The sequence below is a fragment of the Mesorhizobium sp. M0217 genome, from assembly GCF_040321955.1.
In the GTDB taxonomy this organism is placed as follows: Bacteria; Pseudomonadota; Alphaproteobacteria; order Rhizobiales; family Rhizobiaceae; genus Mesorhizobium.
Genome location: NZ_JAMYSN010000047.1, coordinates 1 through 22,139 on the forward strand (window position 1 = coordinate 1; position 22,139 = coordinate 22,139).

The 22,139-nt window shown below is 58.0% G+C and carries 8 protein-coding genes and 10 pseudogenes; 15 read left to right on the forward strand and 3 right to left on the reverse strand.

All coding sequences use genetic code 11. The annotated features are described in order from the left end of the window. Both NKJ18_RS32040 and NKJ18_RS32045 read left to right on the forward strand, forming a co-directional pair. On the forward strand, nt 1–381 hold a 381-nt coding region (locus NKJ18_RS32040; protein WP_352761472.1), incomplete at its 5' end, for an integrase core domain-containing protein. A gap of 72 nt (nt 382–453) precedes the next feature. Continuing rightward, a pseudogene (locus NKJ18_RS32045) lies at nt 454–1,232 on the forward strand (IS630 family transposase); the annotation flags it as partial. A gap of 238 nt (nt 1,233–1,470) precedes the next feature. Here the strand turns inward: NKJ18_RS32045 and NKJ18_RS32050 are convergent. After that, nucleotides 1,471–2,479, reverse strand: a pseudogene (locus NKJ18_RS32050) (IS110 family RNA-guided transposase). Between the two features lie 66 nt (nt 2,480–2,545). Between NKJ18_RS32050 and NKJ18_RS32055 the strand changes: the two are divergent. The 3 genes and pseudogenes from NKJ18_RS32055 to NKJ18_RS33105 form a co-directional block, all read left to right on the forward strand. Then, nucleotides 2,546–2,716, forward strand: a pseudogene (locus NKJ18_RS32055) (IS630 family transposase); the annotation flags it as partial. 469 nt (nt 2,717–3,185) lie between these two features. Next, entirely contained in the window at nt 3,186–4,424 is a 1,239-nt protein-coding gene (locus tag NKJ18_RS32060) for an ATP-grasp domain-containing protein (protein WP_352761474.1), read from the forward strand. Between the two features lie 121 nt (nt 4,425–4,545). Beyond that, nucleotides 4,546–5,008, forward strand: a pseudogene (locus NKJ18_RS33105) (transposase); the annotation flags it as partial. A 376-nt stretch (nt 5,009–5,384) separates the two neighbouring features. On the opposite strand, the gene NKJ18_RS32070 reads toward NKJ18_RS33105, so the two are convergent. Continuing rightward, the gene (locus NKJ18_RS32070) at nt 5,385–5,603 is read right to left on the reverse strand and encodes a hypothetical protein (RefSeq protein ID WP_352761476.1); all 219 of its coding nucleotides are present in this window, start codon (nt 5,601–5,603) and stop codon (nt 5,385–5,387) included. A gap of 925 nt (nt 5,604–6,528) precedes the next feature. Here NKJ18_RS32070 and NKJ18_RS32075 point away from each other — a divergent pair. From NKJ18_RS32075 to NKJ18_RS32125, 10 genes and pseudogenes are all read left to right on the forward strand, one after another. Beyond that, nucleotides 6,529–12,276, forward strand: coding sequence for an alpha/beta fold hydrolase (locus NKJ18_RS32075; RefSeq protein WP_352761477.1), 5,748 nt, complete (start codon nt 6,529–6,531; stop codon nt 12,274–12,276). Nucleotides 12,277–13,063: 787 nt separating this feature from the next. Further along, complete coding sequence (locus NKJ18_RS32080) at nt 13,064–14,653, forward strand: ABC transporter substrate-binding protein (protein WP_352761480.1); 1,590 nt, start codon at nt 13,064–13,066, stop codon at nt 14,651–14,653. 19 nt (nt 14,654–14,672) lie between these two features. After that, nucleotides 14,673–15,629: an ABC transporter permease gene (locus tag NKJ18_RS32085; protein ID WP_352761482.1), complete on the forward strand. Its 957-nt coding sequence runs from the start codon at nt 14,673–14,675 to the stop codon at nt 15,627–15,629. Nucleotides 15,630–15,666: 37 nt separating this feature from the next. Beyond that, complete coding sequence (locus tag NKJ18_RS32090; RefSeq protein ID WP_352761484.1) at nt 15,667–16,518, forward strand: ABC transporter permease; 852 nt, start codon at nt 15,667–15,669, stop codon at nt 16,516–16,518. 298 nt (nt 16,519–16,816) lie between these two features. Beyond that, nucleotides 16,817–18,498, forward strand: a pseudogene (locus tag NKJ18_RS32095) (ABC transporter ATP-binding protein). A 960-nt stretch (nt 18,499–19,458) separates the two neighbouring features. Next, nucleotides 19,459–19,538: pseudogene (locus NKJ18_RS32100) on the forward strand (ATP-binding protein); the annotation flags it as partial. Nucleotides 19,539–19,665: 127 nt separating this feature from the next. Beyond that, nucleotides 19,666–19,856, forward strand: a pseudogene (locus tag NKJ18_RS32105) (IS21 family transposase); the annotation flags it as partial. A gap of 101 nt (nt 19,857–19,957) precedes the next feature. After that, nucleotides 19,958–20,222: pseudogene (locus NKJ18_RS32110) on the forward strand (leucine zipper domain-containing protein); the annotation flags it as partial. Between the two features lie 511 nt (nt 20,223–20,733). Then, complete coding sequence (locus tag NKJ18_RS32120; RefSeq protein ID WP_352761487.1) at nt 20,734–21,348, forward strand: 4'-phosphopantetheinyl transferase family protein; 615 nt, start codon at nt 20,734–20,736, stop codon at nt 21,346–21,348. Between the two features lie 198 nt (nt 21,349–21,546). After that, nucleotides 21,547–21,700: pseudogene (locus tag NKJ18_RS32125) on the forward strand (IS5/IS1182 family transposase); the annotation flags it as partial. 76 nt (nt 21,701–21,776) lie between these two features. Here NKJ18_RS32125 and NKJ18_RS32130 read toward each other — a convergent pair. Beyond that, nucleotides 21,777–22,139 (reverse strand): annotated as a pseudogene (locus NKJ18_RS32130) (integrase core domain-containing protein); the annotation flags it as partial.

Below are 22,139 nucleotides of genomic sequence, written 5' to 3' on the forward strand. Positions count from 1 at the left end.
GGCACCGAGTTCACCTCGAACGCCATCCTCGCCTGGTCGAAGGATTACAGGATCGAATGGCACTACATCGCGCCGGGCAAGCCGATGCAGAACGGCTATGTCGAGAGTTTCAACGGCCGGATGCGCGATGAGCTGTTGAACGAGAGCCTGTTCTTCGGTCTCGACCACGCCCGAAGCGCCATCGCCGAATGGAGGGAGGACTTCAACACCGCGAGGCCACATTCCTCGCTCGGCTACCAGACCCCGGCAGCCTATGCCCAGGTCATCACCGCAACCGGCTCCGACGCTGTGCTGATGGAAGGCTCCGCGCCTCCGCCGGTTGCTCAACCCGCGCCACAAGGCGTAACAAAAACGGTCGAGGCTCTAATCGCAGCTGGATGACAGTTCAGTAGCAGGTCAATGTGACGGCTGCGTTTTGTGCTGATTCAACATTCACCTCGATGGAGGTGGACGATGGGAAAAGCACTGAGTGGCGATCTGCGGTGGCGGTGTGTTGAAGGCTTCGGACGAAGGTATGTCGGCGCGCCAAGCCGCGGCGCGGTTTGGTGTGGGTGTATCAAGTGCGATCCGCTGGATTGCTCGGGCGAAGATCGGCGAGACTGGGCCGCGGCCGCAGGGTTGCCGCCGCGCGTCCAGCCTCGATGCGCATGACGCCTTCATCGTCGGGCTGATCGAGGGGCGCAAGGACATCACGCGAGATGGTGGCGCGGCTGGAGGTCGAGCAGTCGGTTCGGATCAGCCGCAGCGCCTTGAGCGCCTGGCTCGGCCGGCACGGCTGGACTTCAAAAAAGCCCGCGCACGCACTGGAGCAGGACCGCCCCGACATCCTGAAGCGACGCCGGGACTGGTTCGACGGCCAGCTCGATCTCGATACGGCGAAGCTGGTGTTCATCAACGAGACGGGCCTCTCCCCGAAGATGGCGCGACTGCGCGGAAGAGCGCCACGCGGCGAACGCTGCCGGGCTGGCGTGCCGCACGGGCATTGGAAGACCACTACCTCCACCGGAGCGCTGCGGCTGACCGGCATGACCGCCCCCTTGGTCTACGACGGCGCCATGAACGGCAACGTGTTCCTTGCCTATGTCGAGCAGGTGCTGGTCCCGACATTGTCGGAGGGCGACGTAGTCGTCATGGACAACCTGCCCGCCCACAAGGCCGCCGGCGTGCGCGACGCGATTGAGGCCGCAGGCGCGAGCCTGCTCTACCTGCCGCCCTACAGTCCCGACTTTAATGCTCCTGCTGGTCAAGGGTGTCGGATCGGATTTGGTGAACAGGTCGGTTGCGGCCATGTATACGGCGTCTGAATGTGCAACGGGATCGCTGCGCGCCCTGATGAATATCCGGTTGGAGAGAACAGGTCCCACTCAATCGAGCGCGCTCGAGGCGCTTCGGATTGATCGGGGTGTCCTGGTTCTTCGTCTCCGTTTGTTCGCCATCACCTCACTTTGCCCTGACCATTCCGAGAGCCTGTCAGGCTGCCTGCGGCTCGTAACGCGATCCGTCCCTAAGGACGGCGAAGACTGTTCTTGCCATGCGATGCGCTAAAGCGATGGCGACGACCTTCGCCTTCTTCCGGTTCAACATGCTTGATAGCCAATCCGATCCCGGCTCGCGCTTGAGCCTACGTCTAAGCATGATCTGCGCCATGGCGGCCAGATACAGCAAACGTCGGATATAACGGTTGCCCATCTTCGAGATCCGGCCCACCCTCTGCTTGCCTCCGGTGGAGTGCGGCTTGGGAGTGAGGCCGAGCCAGGCGGCATAGTCCCTTGCGCTGCCGAAATTGTCGACATCCGGCGTCGTCGCCGCGATGATCGTCGCCGACAGCATCCCCACACCTGGGATTGTGGCTAGACGCTGGCTTGTCTCGCTTTGCGCGTAGGTCTCTTCGAGCTCGTCGGTCAGCCGCTCGATCCGCTTGTCCGTCTCGGCCAACTGATCGAAGAGCAAACTCACAGGCATTCGAGCTACTTCCGGCAGTTGATCCAGTTGATCCTTCAGTCGATTGACGTTCTGCGCGCCCTTCGCCGCGATGACGCCGAACTCCGTCATGTGGGCCCGGATCGCGTTGCCGATCTGCGTGCGCTGGCGAACCAGAAAGTCTCGCGTGCGGTGAAGAACCAGAACCGACGAGCAGGCTTCGCTCTTGATGGCGACAAACCGCATGGAGGGGCGTGTCACGGCTTCACAGAGGCGGCCGCATCCGCAGCATCCGTCTGCCGCGCTTCACGTAAGGCTTCACATAGGAGGGCGGCATCAGCCGGACGTCGTGCCCCATCTCCAGAAGCCTGCGCGCCCAATCGTGAGAACCTGCGCAAGCCTCCATGCCGATCAGGCATCGTGGACGCTTCTGGAACAACACCAGCAACTGGCTGCGGCGAAGCTGACGGCGTACGAGAACCCGACCGTTCCCATCGACACCATGGATCTGGAAGACACTCTTTGCGAGGTCGATGCCAACTGTGGCAAGTTCTGACATGGATGGCTCCTTTGCTCGGGACGACAACATCCCAACTATGGCGCAATGCGACGCCGGGAGCAGGAGCCATCCACACCATCAATCGAGAACGCCTTCGCCAGACTTAAGGCGCTGCTGCGAGCAAAGGCCGAGAGAACCATCAAGGCTCTGTGGGACGCGGTCGGCGCGGTCGTCGACCTCTTCACCACAGCCGAATGTGCCAACTACTTCAAAGCCGCAGGATATGAACCGGATTAAACAGGACGTGCTCTAGCGTCCGACACACTCCAAACTGAACCTGAACGAAACCCTATCCAAATCAACAAGGCCCAGGATCAGTCCGGAAATGGCCGGCTTCATCGTAATCGGTGGTCGGCTCCACCGGAACACGCAGTCGAGACTCGCGCATTAGAGCCTTGTGTAGCAGATTCTCGGCTTGAATTGTCCGCCGGTGTAAGTGGCTCGTTGGTGCGAAAACGGCAGGCGAAGTACGAATTGAATCACAATCTCTCACCGGCAGCGCAGTTCCTGTCACTTTGCCTGACCAGCGGTTTGCAACCCGCCTCGCGTTCAATTCATCCGCTGCAACAGAACCGTCAAACAAATTTACAGAACGTTTGCGACTGCGGGTCGCTGAATAGGGTACGTTCACCCCAATCTGAGATCAGGCGCGGATAAAGCTGTGCTACGGCCTCGGCACAGCACACAAGGTCGGGAGTAACAGCCAATGGCAAGAAGAGCATTTATCCTGATTGAAGGTCATCCGAGAGGGAATGGTCTCCTATACGTCCAAGCGGCTCGGCGTCTCGGTCTTCACCCGATTACCCTATCGACTGATCCAACTCAGTACGACTATCTTGCGGCGGAAGGGATTGAGGCAATCCCCGTCGATACAGACAATCTCGATGCGCTGATCCGCGAATTGTCCCGCTTAGGAGAGACGTACGACATTGTCGGCATTACTGGCTTTTCGGGCGACGATGAGTCGGTCTATGCAACAGTTGGCAAGATCTGCCGGCATTTCGATCTACCGGGACCGAACCCCGAATCCGTCGAACAATGTTGCGACAAGTTCACTCAACGTCAGCTTCTCTCGGATGCCGGCGTTCCAACACCAGCTTATCGCTTGGCAGCGAATGCGGCAGACTTAGAAAGCTCTGCCGCGCAGATCGGCTGGCCGGTAATTGTTAAGCCGGCCGTGGGCAGCGGCAGCATCGGTGTCCGATTATGCCGCGACGTCAATGAGTTGGCCGAACATACGACCTATCTGTTGAGCGGACAGCACATGTGGCCGTCCCCGCCGAGGATACTAGTCGAAGAATTCGCAGAAGGCCCCCTTTACTGGGCCGACATAATGGGAGATCAGATCGTTGGAATTGGCACCGCTGACTGCGGCCCTCCACCGCATTTCGTATCCCGTGCGTGCACCGTTCCAGCCCCGCTGACTGATGACGAGCATAGATGTATCGCCGATGTTTCGCTGAGCAGTCTGCGAGCTCTCGGGCTTGGCTGGGGGCCAACGGGCATTGAATTCCGATGGACGAAGCGCGGCCCGGTTGTCATTGAAGTCAACCCGCGGCTTCATGGCGCACCTACTCCCCAACTCCTTCAACTGGCTTGGGGGATCGATCTCGTCTCCGAGCACATCAAGCTTGCTACTGGCGAAGAATGGGATTTACGCAGAAAGCATTCGCAAATTGCGGCCGCGCGGTACCTAATTGCTGATCGCGATGGGATCTTTGAGAGGATCGCCGATGGCAGTCAAGAAGCTGCTCTACCAGGCGTTGCCGAGGTCAAATTCTATATTCCGCCCAAGACGCCGATCGTTAGGAAAGGCGATTACCGAGACTGGCTCGGACATGTCATTGCCACCTCGCCTTGGCACGCTCAGACCGAAGAGATACTCCAACATGCCGTCGATTCGCTCCATTGGTCGATCACGCCATTTCCGACCTTTGGCGAATAGGCACGATCTATCCCCTCCTCGCGCCTGGCGCAGCCGGTAGAATAGTTGGACACCTCGAGAACCTGGCAATCGAGAACGCATTTTGATTCACTTCGCCTGGTGATTTGCGCGGAGGCTTTGAATGCCAGCGCAGGCTGGGTTCTGGGATATTGACAAGCGCTATGTCCGGTTGAGCGAGGGCCAGCGATCCACTGGAGAAGCTGAACGCGGTGGTGCCTGGAACCGCTGGCCAAGGCGCTGAAGCGCTCCGATGGCGCCAAAGGCGGCCGGCCCCTTTGATGCGGTATGATGTTCAAGGTCTTGGTTCTGCAGGCGCTCTACAGTCTCTCGGACGATCAGGCCGAGTTCCAGATCCAGGACGGCTTTCATTGATGCGCTTCCTCGGGTTGGGGCTCGGCGACAAGGTTCCCGACGCCAAGACGATCTGTTTTGTTTAGGGAGCACCTCACCCAGGCCCGGGCGGTGGAGAACCTGTTCGCGACAAGCACCTCACCAAGGCCGGTTATCTGGCGATGGGTGGCCTGCGCCGGAAGGACCGGGACGCACGCTGGCCCGTGAAGTTCTCGAAGGCCAAGGCCGATGAGGAGGGAAAGACGAAGCAGCACAATCGCCGTTCCCGCCTTCCGCTACAAGAAGCTGCCTCGATCGATACCGGCACGGCTTCATCCGCGGCTGGAACGTCACCGGCGCCTCGGCCTGGACGGGGCGCAGCCGACTTCTCGTGGCCAGTGAATATCCGGCGCACCCCCAGTTGCTGGCGAAGAAACCTGCAAAATTCCCGACATCCACGTCGAGCGCCAGCCATCGACACCAACTTGGTGTTCTTTCGGCTTGAGCGGCAGCGTCTGTCAGCCGCAGACTTCATGACGGCGCTGTCGCAGAGGGGTGTACGGATGGGAACGTTTCCGCGAAAAGGGTTCGCGCCGTGGTCCACTATCTCGTCAGCGATGGCGATATCGATCACAATCCGCCATTTGATGGTTCTACAGGCGCGGCCACGATGACGGCAACAAGGACTTCATCGAGGGTTTGCGTAGTCCAAGAACGGCGAACATCCGCGACCTGGCGCACCTGGCAATGCGGCGAGAACGGAACCAGAGCAATTGCGAGGATAGAAATCTCGTCGTGCGGTTGGTTAAAAATTTTTGTTAACGTATTCTTTTTCGGAATTTTCTGCAAAATATGCCAAAAGTGCGATGCATCTGGAATAAAAAAATTGGTATTGCATTGATCGTGAAATTTTATTCAAAGCGATGTAACTTAACGTTTACAGTTAGCCTATTCCGGCGGAATGCGTTCGTTGATATATTGGCCTCGCAAGTTTAGTCCATCTTGGCGGCCGACAAGCTTTGTCCAACTTGCGACTGTACGGAAGAAGTGTCATGAGCATCTCGGATCGACAGGCCACATTGGGGCAAGCCGCGCTAGCGCGCATCAAGGCTCTTATGCCCTCGACGGCGACGCCCATGGGTTGGTTAACTTTTGTCACGGCTGGGCGAGGCTCTATGAATGTTGCGGGCCGACGGTCCCTGCAATATTCGCGAGGGCTCGGCCGGCGTGTTTGGTCACGGGCCGTACAGCCACGGAAACCCGTGCCGCTGGGTGCGGAGCCAGCCTCGTTGGGTGGGCAGATGAAATGCGTCGGGTTTCAATTGCTCGACGGAGTCGTCCACTCAGATGAGATGACCGAGAAGGCTCGACACACCCGCGTCTCCGGTCAGGCGATATCAACTCAACCGGCCGCTCTCCAGCGACCTCCAGTGCGAGCTACGACTTTACATTTTGCTGCGGCGTTTTCACGCTCGGCATCTCCAACCCGACGAACTGCGCGAAGTGGCTCGCGCCACGCGTTCGGACGGTCTTGTTATGCAAGCATTCGCAGAGCTATGCAGAGGCGACGTACTTTGTGCAAGGTCTGCAATGCCCGTATCGACGTGACAGTCATGTCTAGATGGATAGAATTTCTATCGCGGAAAGAATGCCGTTATTGAACTTCGTAAGTCTATTGAAAGGCAAGATATGGCGGACCATAGTCGATTTAGAGACAGAATGTTTGGATCTCGGCATTTATTCGAGCAGGTCGGTCAACGGAGTAATATGAAAAATGACGCAATTTGTGGGTGAATACAACGCCTTGCTTCGCATCGTAAAGAGTTCACTTGATCCGTCGTATCGGATAATTTGTTTCCCGCACGGCGGGGGGGGCATCCAGTCGTTCCGTAATTGGTCTGAATATCTCCCGGAGGACGTCGAACTTATCTGTCTGGATCTTCCCGGGCGAGGCAAGCGGGCATTGGAGGACGCTATCCGCAGCATGGACGTACTTGTACCACGGGTCGCCGAGGCGCTCCGCGACTACAGCGACCGGCCTTTTGTTTTCTTTGGCCATAGCGTAGGCGCCTTGGTGGCCTACGAGACCGCCCGCATTCTTGAGGAGACCGGTCGACCATCTCCCTTCCATGTTGTCGTGTCTGCTCATCCGTCGGCCGATCTGCCGCCGGAAGAACCGCCCATGTATAGATATGAAGATGACAAGCTAGCCGATGTAGTGCGGAGCCTTGCCTTAGTCCCGAAGGAGGCGCTAGCAAATGAGGAACTCCTGCGTGACTTCATCTTGCCTCCGATGCGGGCGGACTTCGAACTTGCGGAGACCTATGACCGAAATCTACCGACGCCTCTCGATGCGGCGATCACAGCAATGGGGGGCGCTCAAGACGAAACGGTCAATGCCAATGATCTAGACAAATGGCGTCAGCTCACGACCTCACGGTTCGCCCGGATTATGTTTGAGGGCGACCACTTCTATACCCATTCCATGACGGCAGAAGTAGTATCTACAGTCCTGCGTGAAGTCGCGAACGTGAAGGAACAACTCCCAGCTTCCATTCGAATCGGCGAGGCGGCCTGTTATCCGGATCTACCACTTCACGAACAATTCCGTAAACAAGCGGCTCTCAATCCGGACGCCCCTGCCGTAATATCAGAGACACAGATTTTAACATTTCGTGAGCTCGACGACCTGAGCGAAATTCTATCTAGGCACTTACTCGAACGCGGTCAGAGGCAAGGATCGCGCATCGCTATCCTATTGGATACTTCACCGGAATACGCCGTAGCACTGTTCGGGATTCTTAAGACAGGCGCGGCTTACGTCGTTCTCGACAAAGCTCAGCCTGCTGCGGCGCTAAAGCGGATGCTCGAGAAGGCATCCGTTGAAATCGTTGTTACCAACAACCGTTTCGCGGCTAGCCTTCCGCCTGACTGGTCGGGTCTTGCGCTGTCACTCGATGAGGGTTGGCAAGCGGAACTCAGCAACGCCGGTCCGGCCGCTGCGCCAAGGGTGGACCTCGATGCGCCGGCCCAAATTGTATTTTCGTCTGGTACGACTGGTGAGCCAAAAGGGATCGTCTGCCCCCACCGAACCACTGTATGCTCTTACCAGTGGCGCTATCACGCGCTGCCATACGGGCCCGATGAGCGTGAGGCGGTTAACATTTTCTTGGTTTGGGAGATAATGCGGCCGATCCTCGACGGGATGCCAGCCTATCTGATACCGGACGACGTTATCTACGATCCACGCCAGTTGGTCGAGTACCTGGAACGAAATCGAATTTCCAGAACATTATTGACGCCTTCACTGTTCGATGTGCTTATCAGCAGCGGCTTGCTCGACGTCCCCTCCCGCCTTCCGGATCTCCGATTGATCTACCTATCAGGCGAGGTAGTAACAGCAGCGTTGCTATGGCGTGCGAAGGGCGCGCTGCCGCATGTCAAAATTATCAATAACTACGGCATAGCGGAGACACATGATGTCGCACATATTGATTTGAGCGAGATCGATCCTGCGACAATACAAAAGGTCGTACCGGTCGGTCCACCTCAGCACAATGTCAGTGTCTATGTCCTCGGGGAGCAACGCGACCCTGTACCGCAGGGCTTCTTGGGCGAGATCTTCGTCGGCGGCGATTCAGTTGGTCATGGATATCTCAACAGCCCGGAGATGACACGGGAAAGGTTCTTTCCCGACCCGTTCCGTGCTGATGGCACGATGTTCCGCGCTGGTGATCTTGGGCGCATGCTGCCCGGCGGCCACTTGGAGATCGTGGGGCGTTGCGCTTTCATGGTGAAGATCCGGGGGTATAGCGTCGTCCCTGGATCTGTGGAAGCGGCGTTGCTTCGGTATCCCGGCGTCTACTCCGCCGCCGTATTGCCGGAGCTCGATCCAAGAACCGGCCAGCCTGATCGACTGATTGCCTATCTGGTCTTGCGGAATAGGCGCAAGGGCTGGGAGGCTGCTTTGCGGGCGCATTTGAAGACTGAGCTGCCGCACTACGCGATGCCGTCAGACTTCGTCGCTGTGACGGCATTGCCGATTGCGGCCAATGGGAAGCTTGATCGGTCACGCCTCCGCGATCTCGCGGAAGAGCCTTGCGCTCCAGTGTCAGGGGCTGACGAGGTCGAATCGGCACTTCGCGCAGCTTGGCGCGACCTTCTCCAGGCCGAGGCTGCCGATCCGAGCGACAACTTTTTCGACCGGGGCGGACACTCCCTTCTGGCTGCCCGTCTCTGCTCGCAGCTTCGTAAGAGTCTGAAGGTGGAGCTCCGCGTCGTGGAGGTCTTCCTCAATCCGACTTTCAAAGAACTCGCCACTCTTCTCCGCAAGCGCGGCGGCGAGCAGGGACGTCCCCAAAGCCGGAAGGTTCCCAAAACATCGCCGGTCTCGGCGGGCAGGGCGCGCATCAAGGCGTTCGACGGGCCCCGCGGCCCCGGAATGGACATTGCCGTGATTGGTATGGCCGCGCGTTTCCCCGGCGCAGAGACCGTCGATGCGCTCTGGGAAAACCTTTGCCAAGGGGTCTGCTCGATTGCGCCGCTGTCCGCGCAGGAACTTAAGGCCCGGGGCATTCCGGAGGAGGTCCTGAAGCGCTCCGATTATATTCGCGTGGGCGCCCATCTCAATGATGTGGACCTTTTTGATCCGAATTTCTGGAACCTCTCAAGGCGTGAGGCAACGTTAATGGACCCGCAGCATCGCCTGTTCCTCGAATGCTGCTGGAAGGCACTCGAATCGGCCGGATATGCGCCAACCCAGCATGAGGGCCGGACCGGGGTGTTCGCAGGTTCATTCCTCCCCCTCTATCTACTACACCATTTGAAGGGGGGCGGCCTCATCAATCCCACCAACGCCCCCCTCGCTTTCCTGACGGAACTCGGCAACGACAAGGACTATCTCGCCTCGCGTGTGTCCTACATGCTAAACCTCAACGGCCCAAGCATTGCGGTGCAAACCTCATGCTCAACTGGGCTTGTGACGATCGCAGTCGCCACTCAGTCGCTCGCGGCCGGCTATTGCGACATGGCCCTGGCAGGCGCCGCGAGCATTACCTTTCCTCAAGCCGGGTATCAGTACGTTAAGGACTTCATCAATTCGTCGGACGGTGTGTGCCGAACCTTTGATGCCGACGCCAATGGCACGGTGCTTGGAGACGGGGTAGGGGTCGTCGTTCTCAAGCGCCTCGAAGATGCGCTTGCGGCGGACGACCCGATCCACGCAGTGGTAAAAGGATGTGCCATTAACAACGATGGCCGCGCCAAATCGTCCTTCTCGGCGCCTAGCGCGCGAGGCCAGGCCGCTGTTGTGCGCCAGGCACTTGCTTCAGCGGCACTCGGCGCTGAAGACGTGGAATACATCGAAACTCATGGGACCGGTACAAAGGTCGGTGACCCAATCGAGGTCCGCGCTCTGGCAGAGGCTTTCGCGGAGCACGGGGACAGGGACAACGCCTGTGCGCTCGGGTCAATTAAGCCCAACATCGGTCATGCCAACATCGCCGCTGGCGTCGCGAGCTTTATCAAGACAGTTCTCACCGTTCAGCACGGGGTAATCCCTCCGACCATCAACATCAATCGGCTAAACGAAGATCTGGGTCTGGAAGACACGCCCTTCTTCGTCAACGAGCAGCTTAGACCCTGGCCGCGTCCGCAGGGACGCCCTCGAACTGCCGGAGTCACTGGCCTCGGTATCGGCGGAACCAACTGTCATGTCGTTCTGCAGGAATGGGACAGCGACAGCGCAAGGGCTTGGCCCGGATCAGTGGCGCGGGGATCTCACGCCCTTTGCCTCTCTGCAAAGACCCCCTCGGCTCTAAGCCGGGCCTGCCGAAATTTGGCCGTGTTCCTGCGGCGCAACCCCGAGATCGATCTCGGTGACGTCGCCCACACCCTACGCGTGGCGAGATGCCAATTCGATTATCGAGCCGTCGTTGTGGCGCGCAACCTGGACACGGCCATTGCGAAATTAGCAGAAGAGGGGGATCGTGCGGCTGATCGGACCCTTTCCTCGCCGTCGATTGGGTTCATGCTGCCTGGCTGCGGAATGCAGCACCGGCGAATGTTCAAGGATCTGTTTGATGACGTGCCGGACTTTCGCAATGCTTTCCTGGCTTGTGCGGCCGCTAGTCGCCCCGTCCTGGACCGTGACCTGGAGACTGTCATGTTTGGGGAAGACGACACTTTCGCGACCGCTTCGTTCGAAGAAATCAGTGTAATGATCTTCTCCGTGCAATCCGCCATGGCGCGTTTGCTAGAACTGCTTGGAGTGCGTCCAGATTATCTCCTCGGACACAGCATGAGCGAATACGTCGTGGCCACCCTGGCGGGCATTCTGAAAATGGAAGATGCTGTTCGGCTGACGGTCCTTCGTAGCCGCGCGATGGTGAATCTTGGTATCAACGGCGCTATGCTTGCGGCAAGATGCGGCTCTAACGAGGCTGAGCGCATCCTCACCGAGGATGCTTGGTCTGATCAAACTGAAGCGGGCGAGATCAGCGTCGGTGTCGAGAACTCAAATACCAGCGTCGTGTTCACCGGCAAGCGGGAACTTCTCGAAAGGCTGCAGGTGAGACTCGAACAGCTGCAGATCCCCAACCAGCTCCTTAATACGGCTGGCGTCCCCAGCCATTCTCCGCTGATGAAACCAACGGCTGATATCATCGACACGCAGGTCTGCACCGTCGAAAACCGTCTGCCGAATGTCGCCATCGCTTTGAATTCAGGATCTCTGCACGAGGCAAAAGTGCCCTTACCGGAGAGCCACTGGAGTAGGCAAGCAACTGGGATTATCCGATTCGATCGCGCTCTCGAGGCGATGGTCGCGGCGGGTGTAACTGCACTCGTTGATCTTGGCCCCTCGCGCAATCTGGCGCGTTTCGCGCATGGAGCGATGAACCCAGCGGCTATTCCAGCCGCGCGCGACGAGAACGACGGAGAGCACACTGACCGCCATGTCCTTCTGGAATGCCTTGGGGCACTTTGGGCCGCGGGTGTTGCGGTGGATTGGAAGCGGGCCAGTGATCAATTGGAACCATTCGGTACTCGTCGGCGCCTTCCCCTTCCAACGTACTCGTTTGATGGTCACCGTTGCTGGCCGGACGGTCAGCCTGCGGGCCCGGCGGTTCCGCGACAGCCTGGAGAGCGAGAACGACACAAGGAGGAAGTGTTCAGCTATGGGCAGACGTCGCCCGACGAGCAGCCCGACGGAGAGAAAATATCTCCGCCCGAAGATGTCAGAACAAGTAAGGAGAGCACGTTGAAGCATGGCGATCCGAGGAGACTTTTTCTTGATGAACTCAGGTCTCTTCTTGAAAGCAGAGAAATAGGAATGGATGACAACTTCTTCGATGTCGGGGGGGACAGCCTTCTCGCCGCAGAACTTCAAGCCCGTTTGATGAAAAACGACCGCTGGCGGTCGCCGCAATTGGATGAGATAATGAACGCGACGACGTTCGGCGACCTGTATGAGCGAATAGCGCAGAAGGGTCCCGGTGATCAAGTTTCACGGGGACCGTTCTGACCTCTGGAACGTGAGCAATCACCGTCCGAAAAGTCGAAAAGCCTTAACTCTCCTTGGGATACCGGTGTCCCAAGTCTAACCTGGACAACCCAGCCCTCAATGCGCTGCAAGCTAGGCTGATCAGTGCCGTATATCCCGAACTTCATAGAGAGTGCGTCAGACCCCCGTTTGGATGAAAACGACCCCTCAAGCAGGTCCCTGTTCCATGAAAAATCACAGCGATCGTCAAGGAAGCGGGTCAGGGCGCTCCCAGCGCGAGAGCGTGTAGGGATTGCTTCGGCATGTTTGTCTTCTCTGGCTGGCAGGGCGAGCTTTTCGCCAGCCAAGGTTCGAGGCGGCGATAAATGAAGCGCTCTTTTCGTAGCGCATGCGAGGCATTGGCAGCGATCGGCCGCAGATGCGGATATAGCCCTCGATCTTGTAGAGCTCGGCGATCCGTCTCGGGGCCTGGCGGACAATCGGTGCGGAACCGGCTGCCGCCAACTCATACAATTAAGCTGCTCTCAGGCGCGCGCTCACGCCAAAGACCGAAATAAATTCATTCGATAGATTACATTTTTGCACAGATCCCAACGCCGTCGATTATGGTATCCAAATCTCCAAGCGCAGCAGCGTATCGAGAGTGCCAGTTTGCTAAGCCAAGCGCTAAGCCTCCCGTGATCGTGTCCCTCCTGCACATCGCGACAGGACAGTTGGCTACTAGGTTAATACAAACTCGCCGACCTCGCACCGTTCTCGCCGTGCACTGAGTAACCTCTCATAAAGAAGACTAAAACTGGAGACCGGAATGAACAACTGGGATGAGCGTACGAACCCGGCTGCGGGACTGAGCCGAAGAAGCGTATTGAAATCAGCAGCGGCCGCCGGTGCGCTTGCCATGGCGTCGTCGAGCGGCATCTATAATGCACTCGCTCAAGAGTCAAAGCCGAAGAAAGGCGGTCACTTCAAAATTGGGATAGGCGCCGGTGCCACATCCGATTCCATTGACCCAGCAACTTACACGAACTCATTCACGGAATGCTTCGGAAAGACCCTGCACGGCTATCTCACAGGAATAGACGCAGACGGCAAGCTTAACGGCGAACTCGCCGAATCCTGGGACGTGTCGAAAGACGCGAAGACCTGGACCTTTAAGCTGCGAAAGGGCGCAGAGTTCCACAATGGCAAAAGCCTGGATGCCGAAGATGTCCTTGCCTCGATTAACCACCATCGCGGGGAGCAATCCAAATCAGGGGCCAAGACCATAGTTGATCCGATCGACGATGTCCGTGCGGACGGTTCTGGGACCGTGGTCTTCATTTTGAAAGCAGGGAACGCAGATTTTCCGTACCTTCTTGAAGACTTTCACTTGGCCATTGTACCAGCAAAGGATGGCAAAGCAGACATTTCTGGAGTTGGAGCCGGAGGTTATGTGCTCGATAACATCGATTACGGTGTCAAGGGCATAGGCAAACGTTTCGACAATTATTGGAAGTCGGATGCGGCCTGGTTTGATTCTTTCGAGGCCCTTGCCATACATGATGTCACGGCGCGCACAAATGCGCTGACAACAGGCCAGATCCACGCGATGGACCGGGTCGACCTGAAGACGATCCATTTACTAGAAAGAAACAAGGGTCTGGAAATACTATCTATCGCCGGGACCCAATTCTACTGCACGGCCATGGATTGCGCTGCCGCCCCGCTGGATAATGCAGATGTCAGACTTGCGCTCAAATATGCGGTCGATCGGCAGCAGCTGCTAGATACATTGCTGCATGGGCATGGGAAGCTCGGCAACGATCACCCAATCGGTTCTACAAATCGATTTTTCGCCAAGGATTTACCACAACGCGCATATGATCCTGATAAGGCGCGGTTCCATCTGAAGAAGGCTGGCCTCGCCGATCTTAAAATCAGCCTATCTGCTGCAGATGCTGCGTTTGCTGGAGCAGTCGACGCGGCAGAGATTTACCAGCAGAGCGGGGTCAAGGCCGGAATCAATATCAACGTAGTCCGCGAACCAAGTGATGGTTATTGGGACACCGTTTGGCTGAAGAAGCTCTTTTACATGAGCTACTGGCTCGGCCGGCCCACCGCAGATTGGATGTTTTCCCAGGGCTATGCGGCTGATGCCGCGTGGAACCAAGGCCATTGGAAAAACGATCGTTTCAACGAACTGTTGGTGGGTGCCCGGTCCGAACTTGACGATGCCAAGCGTTTGGAGATGTACACGGAAATGCAGAGCATTTGCAGAGACGATGGCGGGGAGATCATACCGGTCTTCGCGAACAACGTCAGTGCTCTCTCGAGGAAAATCGGTCATACGAAGATCGCTTCCAACTGGGATTTGGACGGGTTCCGCTGCGGGGAGCGTTGGTGGTTCGCTGAAGCCTGAGCTCATTGAAAGCTAGCTTATGAACTCAATTGCCAAGATCGTCGGTCAGCGCATCGCGCTCGGCGCGCTGACCCTATGGGTTGTTTCGTTAATGATTTTCGCGGGCATCCAGTTCCTTCCGGGTGATATTGCAACCGAAATGCTGGGGCAGTCCGCTACGCCGGAAACCGTGGCAGCTTTCCGGAAGGCTCTTGGTCTAGACCTCCCTCTATACATCAGGTACCTCGACTGGCTCGGGGGTATTCTCCAAGGCCATTTCGGCACGGCGCTTTCAAATGGCCGGGACATCGGGGAGCTTGTCGCCCCCCGCCTTTTTAATACAGTGTTTCTGGCATTGAGTGCGGCTCTGATTTCGGTCCCGCTCGCCCTGGTAGGTGGTATCGTAGCCGCGCTGTATCGTAATACGTTCATCGACCGCGCCCTCAACGTCGTCATACTGGCCTCGATTTCCTTCCCGGAGTTCTTTGTGGCGTACATTCTCATCCTGCTACTCGCCGTCCATGCTGGCATTCTGCCGAGCCTATCCGATGTCGATCCGAGCACGGGCATGTGGATGAGGCTAAATGCCGTCGCCCTTCCCGCACTGACGCTAACCGTGGTCGTTTTGGCCCACATGATGCGGATGACCCGGACATCAATCGTCAACCTTCTGGGCAACCAGTATATCGAAACCGCGCGTCTCAAAGGGATGTCGGAATGGCGCGTTATGGTCAAGCATGCACTCCCTAACGCGCTCGCGCCGATCGCCAACGTTGTCGTACTGAACCTCGCCTATCTCATTACGGGGGTTGTCGTTGTCGAGGTTGTTTTCGTCTACCCGGGGCTCGGCCAGTTGATCGTCGATTCCGTCCAGAAGCGGGACATCCCCGTGGTCCAGGCATGCAGCCTGATTTTTGCGGCGACGTATGTGCTCCTCAACCTGACGGCGGACATCCTATCTATAGTAATGAACCCCCGGCTGATGCATCCAAAATGACCCCCAGCCCCGACCTATCGACGGCGAGTGAAGCCAAATGACATTCATGCAAGCCAGCACTCTGAAGAAGGGTGTCAGTAAGTTCGCGTCTGCACCTCTCAGCGCGCAGTTTGGCATGGTGGTCATCGCGCTCTACATCGTCGCAGCCGTGTTCGCGCCGCAGCTAGCCCCCTACGGCGAAGCCCAGATAGTCGGGTCGCAGTTTGAACCCTGGAGTTCCACTTTCTGGCTGGGAACGGACAATCTTGGTCGGGACATGTTCACACGGCTTCTCTATGGAGCACGAAACACCATCGGCATCGCTCTGATAACGACCTTGCTGGCTTTCTCGATCGGTTCTACAGCCGGACTCGTGGCCGCGACCTTCGGCGCATGGACGGACCAGCTGTTATCGCGGGTAGTAGACATCCTGATGTCGATACCCCAGCTGATCTTCGCCCTACTGCTCCTTTCCATATTCGGGACCTCGACTACGTCCCTCATCCTGATCATTGCGGTGCTTGACTCCACGCGCGTCTTCAGGCTCTGCCGGGCGGTGGCCATTAATGCCGCTGTCTCAGACTATGTGGAGGCTGCGAGGCTTCGCGGCGAAGGTCCTATCTGGATTATGAGTCGCGAAATCCTGCCCAATATTCTCCCGACCCTGATTGCCGAATTCGGCCTTCGCTTTTGTTTCGTGTTCCTCCTGATCAGCGGACTTTCCTTCCTTGGTCTCGGCATTCAGCCCCCCACGTCGGACTGGGGCTCCATGGTGCGGGACAGCGCGACCCTCATCGTTTACGCAGACACTACACCCCTCCTTCCGGCAGGCGCGATCGCCTTGCTGGCGGTGGCAGTTAATCTGGTGGTGGACTGGTTTCTGCACACCGCCAGTGGATTGAAGGACTAATGTCACGGACACGGCGGCCACGCCTCGGAACGTCGGATAGTGCCCACCGTCTGGCGGGGGCTCATCGCGACATCCGCCATTTGGTAAATCATCTGCATCTGCCGGGCTCATTCTTGAGACGTTAGGCTAGATACTAGCAGAGACGTTTGATGTGATTGTGCAACCGAGCGCGGCATTCAGTGTGGTGTCGGGCCTTCGTAGCGTCCAAAATTTAAAGAATGCCGGCGAAGGGCAATCAACAGAGCGGAACCTGCAAATGTCAATTGAACTCGCATTGTTGGACGAGCGGGATGACTTGATGCTCTCCAAGGCGTCGCAAGAAAGCCGGTCGGGAACGGGCGACACGTTGCTCAATATACGCAACCTCCGGATTGAGACGAACGTCTACCAACCGGGCGAGCGCCCCAATAACGTGGTTCTCGTCCATGACGTGTCGCTAACGCTGAAACGCGGCAAGGTTTTGGGATTGATTGGCGAATCGGGCGCCGGCAAGTCGACCATAGGTCTGGCCAGCATGGGCTATGGTCGAGATGGCATCAGAATCACCGGTGGCGAGGTCATTCTCAACGACCGTGACATACTGACGGGCGGAGCAAGTGGCATGCGCAAGCCACGGGGTTGCGAAGTCTGCTATGTTGCCCAGTCGGCCGCCGCCGCATTTCAACCCCGCGCACCGGCTGATGGACCAAGTGATAGAGGCGGCACTTCTTCACGGCACCGTAACTCGGGCCGACGCCAAGAAACGAGCCGTTGATTTGTTCAAGAAGCTTAACCTTCCTGACCCTGAGAACATCGGCAGACGTTTTCCCCACCAGGTTTCGGGCGGTCAGTTGCAGCGCGTTATGACGACAATGGCACTCTGCTCGGAGCCTGACCTCATTGTCTTTGACGAGCCGACTACTGCGCTCGACGTTACCACGCAAATCGATGTGCTGGCAGCGATCCGGGACGCCATCCGCGAGACGGGCGTCGCCGCGCTTTACATCACACACGACTTGGCGGTGGTGGCGCAGGTCGCGGACGAAATAGTGGTGCTACGCAACGGCAAGCTCGTAGAGCGGGGCATGACGCAGCAGATCATCAATCATCCGCGCGAGCAGTACACGCGAGCCCTCGTTTTAGTGCATCATATTGCTCACGAGCGGAAGGCCTGTGGCTCTCCACCTGTCTTATCAGTGGAAAGCGTCACAGCAGGTTACGGCGATGGCGCCGTCAAGGCCTCATGCGACGTTTGCCTGGAGATTCATCCTGGACAAACGACAAACGCGTCGCAGTGGTCGGTGAATCGGGTTCCGGCAAATCGACGCTTGCTCGAGTGATCACCGGATTACTGCCGCCTTCAACAGGTAGCATCCGGTTCGACGGGAGCGGTCTTCCACGCCGGCTGGCTGAGCGGTCAAAGGAGGATCTTCGTCGTCTGCAAATGATCTATCAGATGGCGGATGTCGCGATGAATCCGCGCCAGACTGTCGCCACGATCATCGGGCGACCGCTCGAATTCTATTTTGGCTTGAACGGTGCGGAGCGCGACCAACGCGTGGCCGAACTGCTTGACAGAATCGAGTTGGGCAATAGCTTTGCAGACCGATATCCGGCAGACTGTCGGGCGGCCAAAAGCAGCGTGTTTGCATCGCCCGAGCCCTTGCGGCAAAGCCGAAGCTGATCATTTGCGACGAGGTGACTTCGGCCCTTGATACTTTGGTCGCCAACGGCATCCTCAAGCTGTTGCTGCAGCTGCAGAAGAACGAGGAGGTAGCCTATCTCTTTATTACCCACGACCTTACGACGGTGAAGTCAATTGCCGATACGGTCGCGGTGATGCATCGTGGGCGAGTGGTACGTTACGGTCCAAAGGGTCAAGTTCTTGCTCCCCCGTTCGATGCCTATACCGATCTTCTGCTGTCTTCCGTTCCGGAAATGGAGGTCGGTTGGCTGGATAAGGCTATCAGTTCCCGACGACTGGAGAGTGCCGGGAACTAGCCGCAGTTCTATCGCTATTGTACGGGCATTCAGACTTAGATGCGGGCCTGTGTCGTGAATGCTCGAATGCTCCTTGGATCGCTTCAGCCAGGAGGTCGAGCTTTCCGCGTCCATACATCTGCCGTTTCACAAGCTTGAGCTTGGTGATCTGGTTCGATGATCGCGGCGCGCACGGCGGCATGGTCGCGAATGATGCCCCTTGACGAAAGACGCAATGAGGCTTTTGCCGGCGACGGCAATCCACGGCTCGAGATCATCGGCAAGCTTCTTGCGGATCATGGACGGAAACCGGCGATCAGGTTGGTGCTTCCACCAGCAGGGGCACGCCCGCCTCGATGGCGGCGATCATGACCGTGTCGGTTTGTGCAGATGACGGCGGCCGAGCGCAACGGCATCCTGCGCCTCATCGTCTGCGAGGTCATCCTCGACCAGAAACGCTTCCAGGGCCAGGTCTGGTTCAAGATCCTGTGGCAGACGGGGGCGACAAGCGAGCACTCTCTCCAGAGGCAGGTCCACACCTATAGCGACTACATCGATCTGGAGCGGCTGCGCAGCCGAGTGATCGAACTCAACGTCGCGGGCGAAATGGACAAGGAGATCGCCGCGACGCTGAACGCGGAAGGCTTTGTCGCAGCGCGCGGCCACGCGTTCAAAGGTGAGAATGTCTGGCTTCTGCGGACACGTTGGGACACCCCCACTGTCAAGATCAACGGGACGAGCGCCGATCCCGACCGCTGGCCAGATGGAACCTACTCTGTTCAAGGGGCGGCGGCCGCCCTGGGCGTCACACCACAAACCGTCTTCGACTATCTCGCACGCGGCTGGATCGAGGGACGCCAGCTCACAAAGCGGCAGCCGTGGCAAATCGAACCTCGGACAACCAGATCAACACGCTTCGAGCGCGGATCGCACGCACCAGGCGATCAAGGAAAGAGGCATCATGAAAACTTCGGTGACCCCGCGCTGCTCGACCGTCTCACCATCACTGCGAGATCATCGAGACCGGAAACGAATCCTGGCGCTTCAAGAACCGCGCCTGATCACCCCATCACGCCGATCCGCACTCGCCGGGCTGCGCAACCCAGACCAGCTCCGCCGGGCGAGCGCTGACCATTGTGCCTCACAAAGGGGGTTCCTTTTGCGAGCCGATCCACGGTCCCAATTGCGGGCAGACTGACAAACATGAAGAGGGCTGCGGAGAGGCAATACAACCGCCGCTTCCAGCAGATGTGCGGCCACAATACTGTCGAGCCAGTGGCCTGCACGCCGGCGTCGGCTGGGAGAAGGGCCAGGTCGAGAACCAGGTTGGGCTGGTGCGCGAGCGCTTTTTTACACCGAGGCTCCGCTTCAAAACCTGGAGGAACTCGACGCCTAGGTGTGAGCTTTCAGACAGTTGTCCATTCGGACCGGACCGAGGAAACTGGAGTTACCAGGCTTCAGCACTCACCGGAGGGTCCGAATGAACATCCACAAGAATGCCCGTCTCACGCCGCTGCGTCGAGAGGAGATGGCGCTGTCGGTCATTGAGGGTCGTCTTTCCCAAGCCCATGCGGCACGCGTCTACGGTGTCGGCCAAGATCGTGGCGCGCTGGGTCGAGCGCTACAAGGCCGAGGGCAGCAAAGGCATGATCGATCGTTCCTCGCGACCTGCCCGTATGCCACAGGCCACCGCCACGTCGATCGCCGAGCGTATCTTGGCGCTGCGGCGGCGGCGTTGGACCGGCAGTTGTCAATGCCGCTCGAATTTTCCCCAAAAGTGCCGAAGTAAAATTCCCCAGTTTCGCCGCTCAGACTGTCGCGGAGGGGTGTCCATTTTTCGGTGGCCGGCCGCGCGGCCGCGATGGTGGATTTAATGTCGGCGGCGTGATGGAGGCTTTCGATCGCAAGTGTTCGGGCATGAGCTCGGCGTGCTGGCGGAGCCGATAAGCCGACGCAGTATGCGCCGCAGCGGGAAACAGGCAGCCGTGCTGAAGTTCCTTGCGGACCACCGGATCTGGCGTCAGAATGGTCACACGGTGGCCTTCTTCGGCAAGTTTCCAAGGCTGTGCCACAGCCGCGCCAGCCTCTACCCTCGTTGAGCAAAAGCACGCACTTAGTCCACGGCCGGCTAACCCGGTCCTTGGTATCGTGCGTCCAAGAACATCCGCCGTCCTCCGGACCCTGTTGTCGGGCTCGATCACTACCTATAGTGCTGGAGATTCCCATCCGGAAACCTCAAAGGAGGGGGCCAAATACGTGGACATTATAAGGGTTGATCGACAGATCCTCGTTGGCATTCGTCCGATAGAACACTTCGACGAGGTCGCCTTGTTCGCTTCTGAAGTTGCTGCGATGAAACGGGCTGTTGCCAAAGTTCATCGCCAAAGTGGTGCGGCAAGAATTATCGCCCGAACCCTCCTCGGCAAACTAGGATTTCCACCGATGCCTATCTTAAAGACGCAATCTGGTGTTCCGACTTGGCCGGCCGGCATCGTTGGCTCTTTGGCCCATCACGATACAGTAGCGGCCGCCGCTATTGCAGAGACGAAAGCCATCGGAGCGCTGGGTATCGACATCGAGCCTAATGAACCTCTGCCTAGCGGCTTAATTGACTTGGTTGTAACTTCTAGAGAAAAAAGCATGTACGACTCACGTTTGCTCCAGCGACGAGATCTGTTCGTTCTTAAGGAGGCCGTCTATAAAGCGTTTTTCCCACTTTGCAACGAAATCCTTGACTTTCAGGACGTCGAGATTGACATCAACTCCAAGGTTGCATATGTGCCAAAGGCGAAATGTAGATTTTCCATTGAACTATATAACTCTATAAACGTGATCGGGTTGGCGTATCTAAAGAGACTTGATCAAAGATAGAGTCATGTTAGTAGATCCGCCGCTGCCGCACGATCGGAAATCATGCGTTTCTTCGGCGGGCCGCGCATGCCCTTTTCAGGCACTCTCTCTCGATCGCCGCAGCTGAAAGAAGCGGAGAAACTCGCCCGGTAGCTGATCTTTGCCCTAGGGGCGAACCACGCGCGAAGCGGGAGAGCAGGACCTATTGCCCGGTTCAGCCGCATGGGCGAGGAGCTGATCGTCGCGCTCTCGCAGAAAACCTCATCCTTGCGGTCAGACCGGGGCGATGAAGCCGGCCGACACGCGCCAAGTGATCGGGGATAGGACCGTGCAGCCGAAGAACGTGATATTCCCGACCGACGCCAAGCTCATCCGCGCGCCGAACACGTCGACCGGATCGGGTTAGACTGCGCCTCGCTTGCCCTCAGACCTGACCTCCCACTGAACTGTCATCCAGTGGCGATTAGAGCCGCGACCATTTGTGTTACGCCGTTTGGCGCGGGTAAAACAACCGGCGGAGGCGCGGAGCTTTCGATCGGCGCAGCGTCGGAGCCCTTGCGATGATGACCTCAGCATAGGCTGCCGGGGTCTGGTAGCCGAGCGAGGAATGAGGTCTCGCGGTGTTGAAGTCCTCCCTCCATTCGGCGATGGCCCTGCGAGCGTGGGCGAGGCCGAAGAACAGGCTCTCGTTCAACAGCTCGTCGCGCATCCGGCTAACCGTTCTGCATCGGCTTGCCCGGCGCGATGTAGTGCCATTCGATCCTGTAATCCTTCGACCAGGCGAGGATGGCGTTCGAGGTGAACTCGGTGCC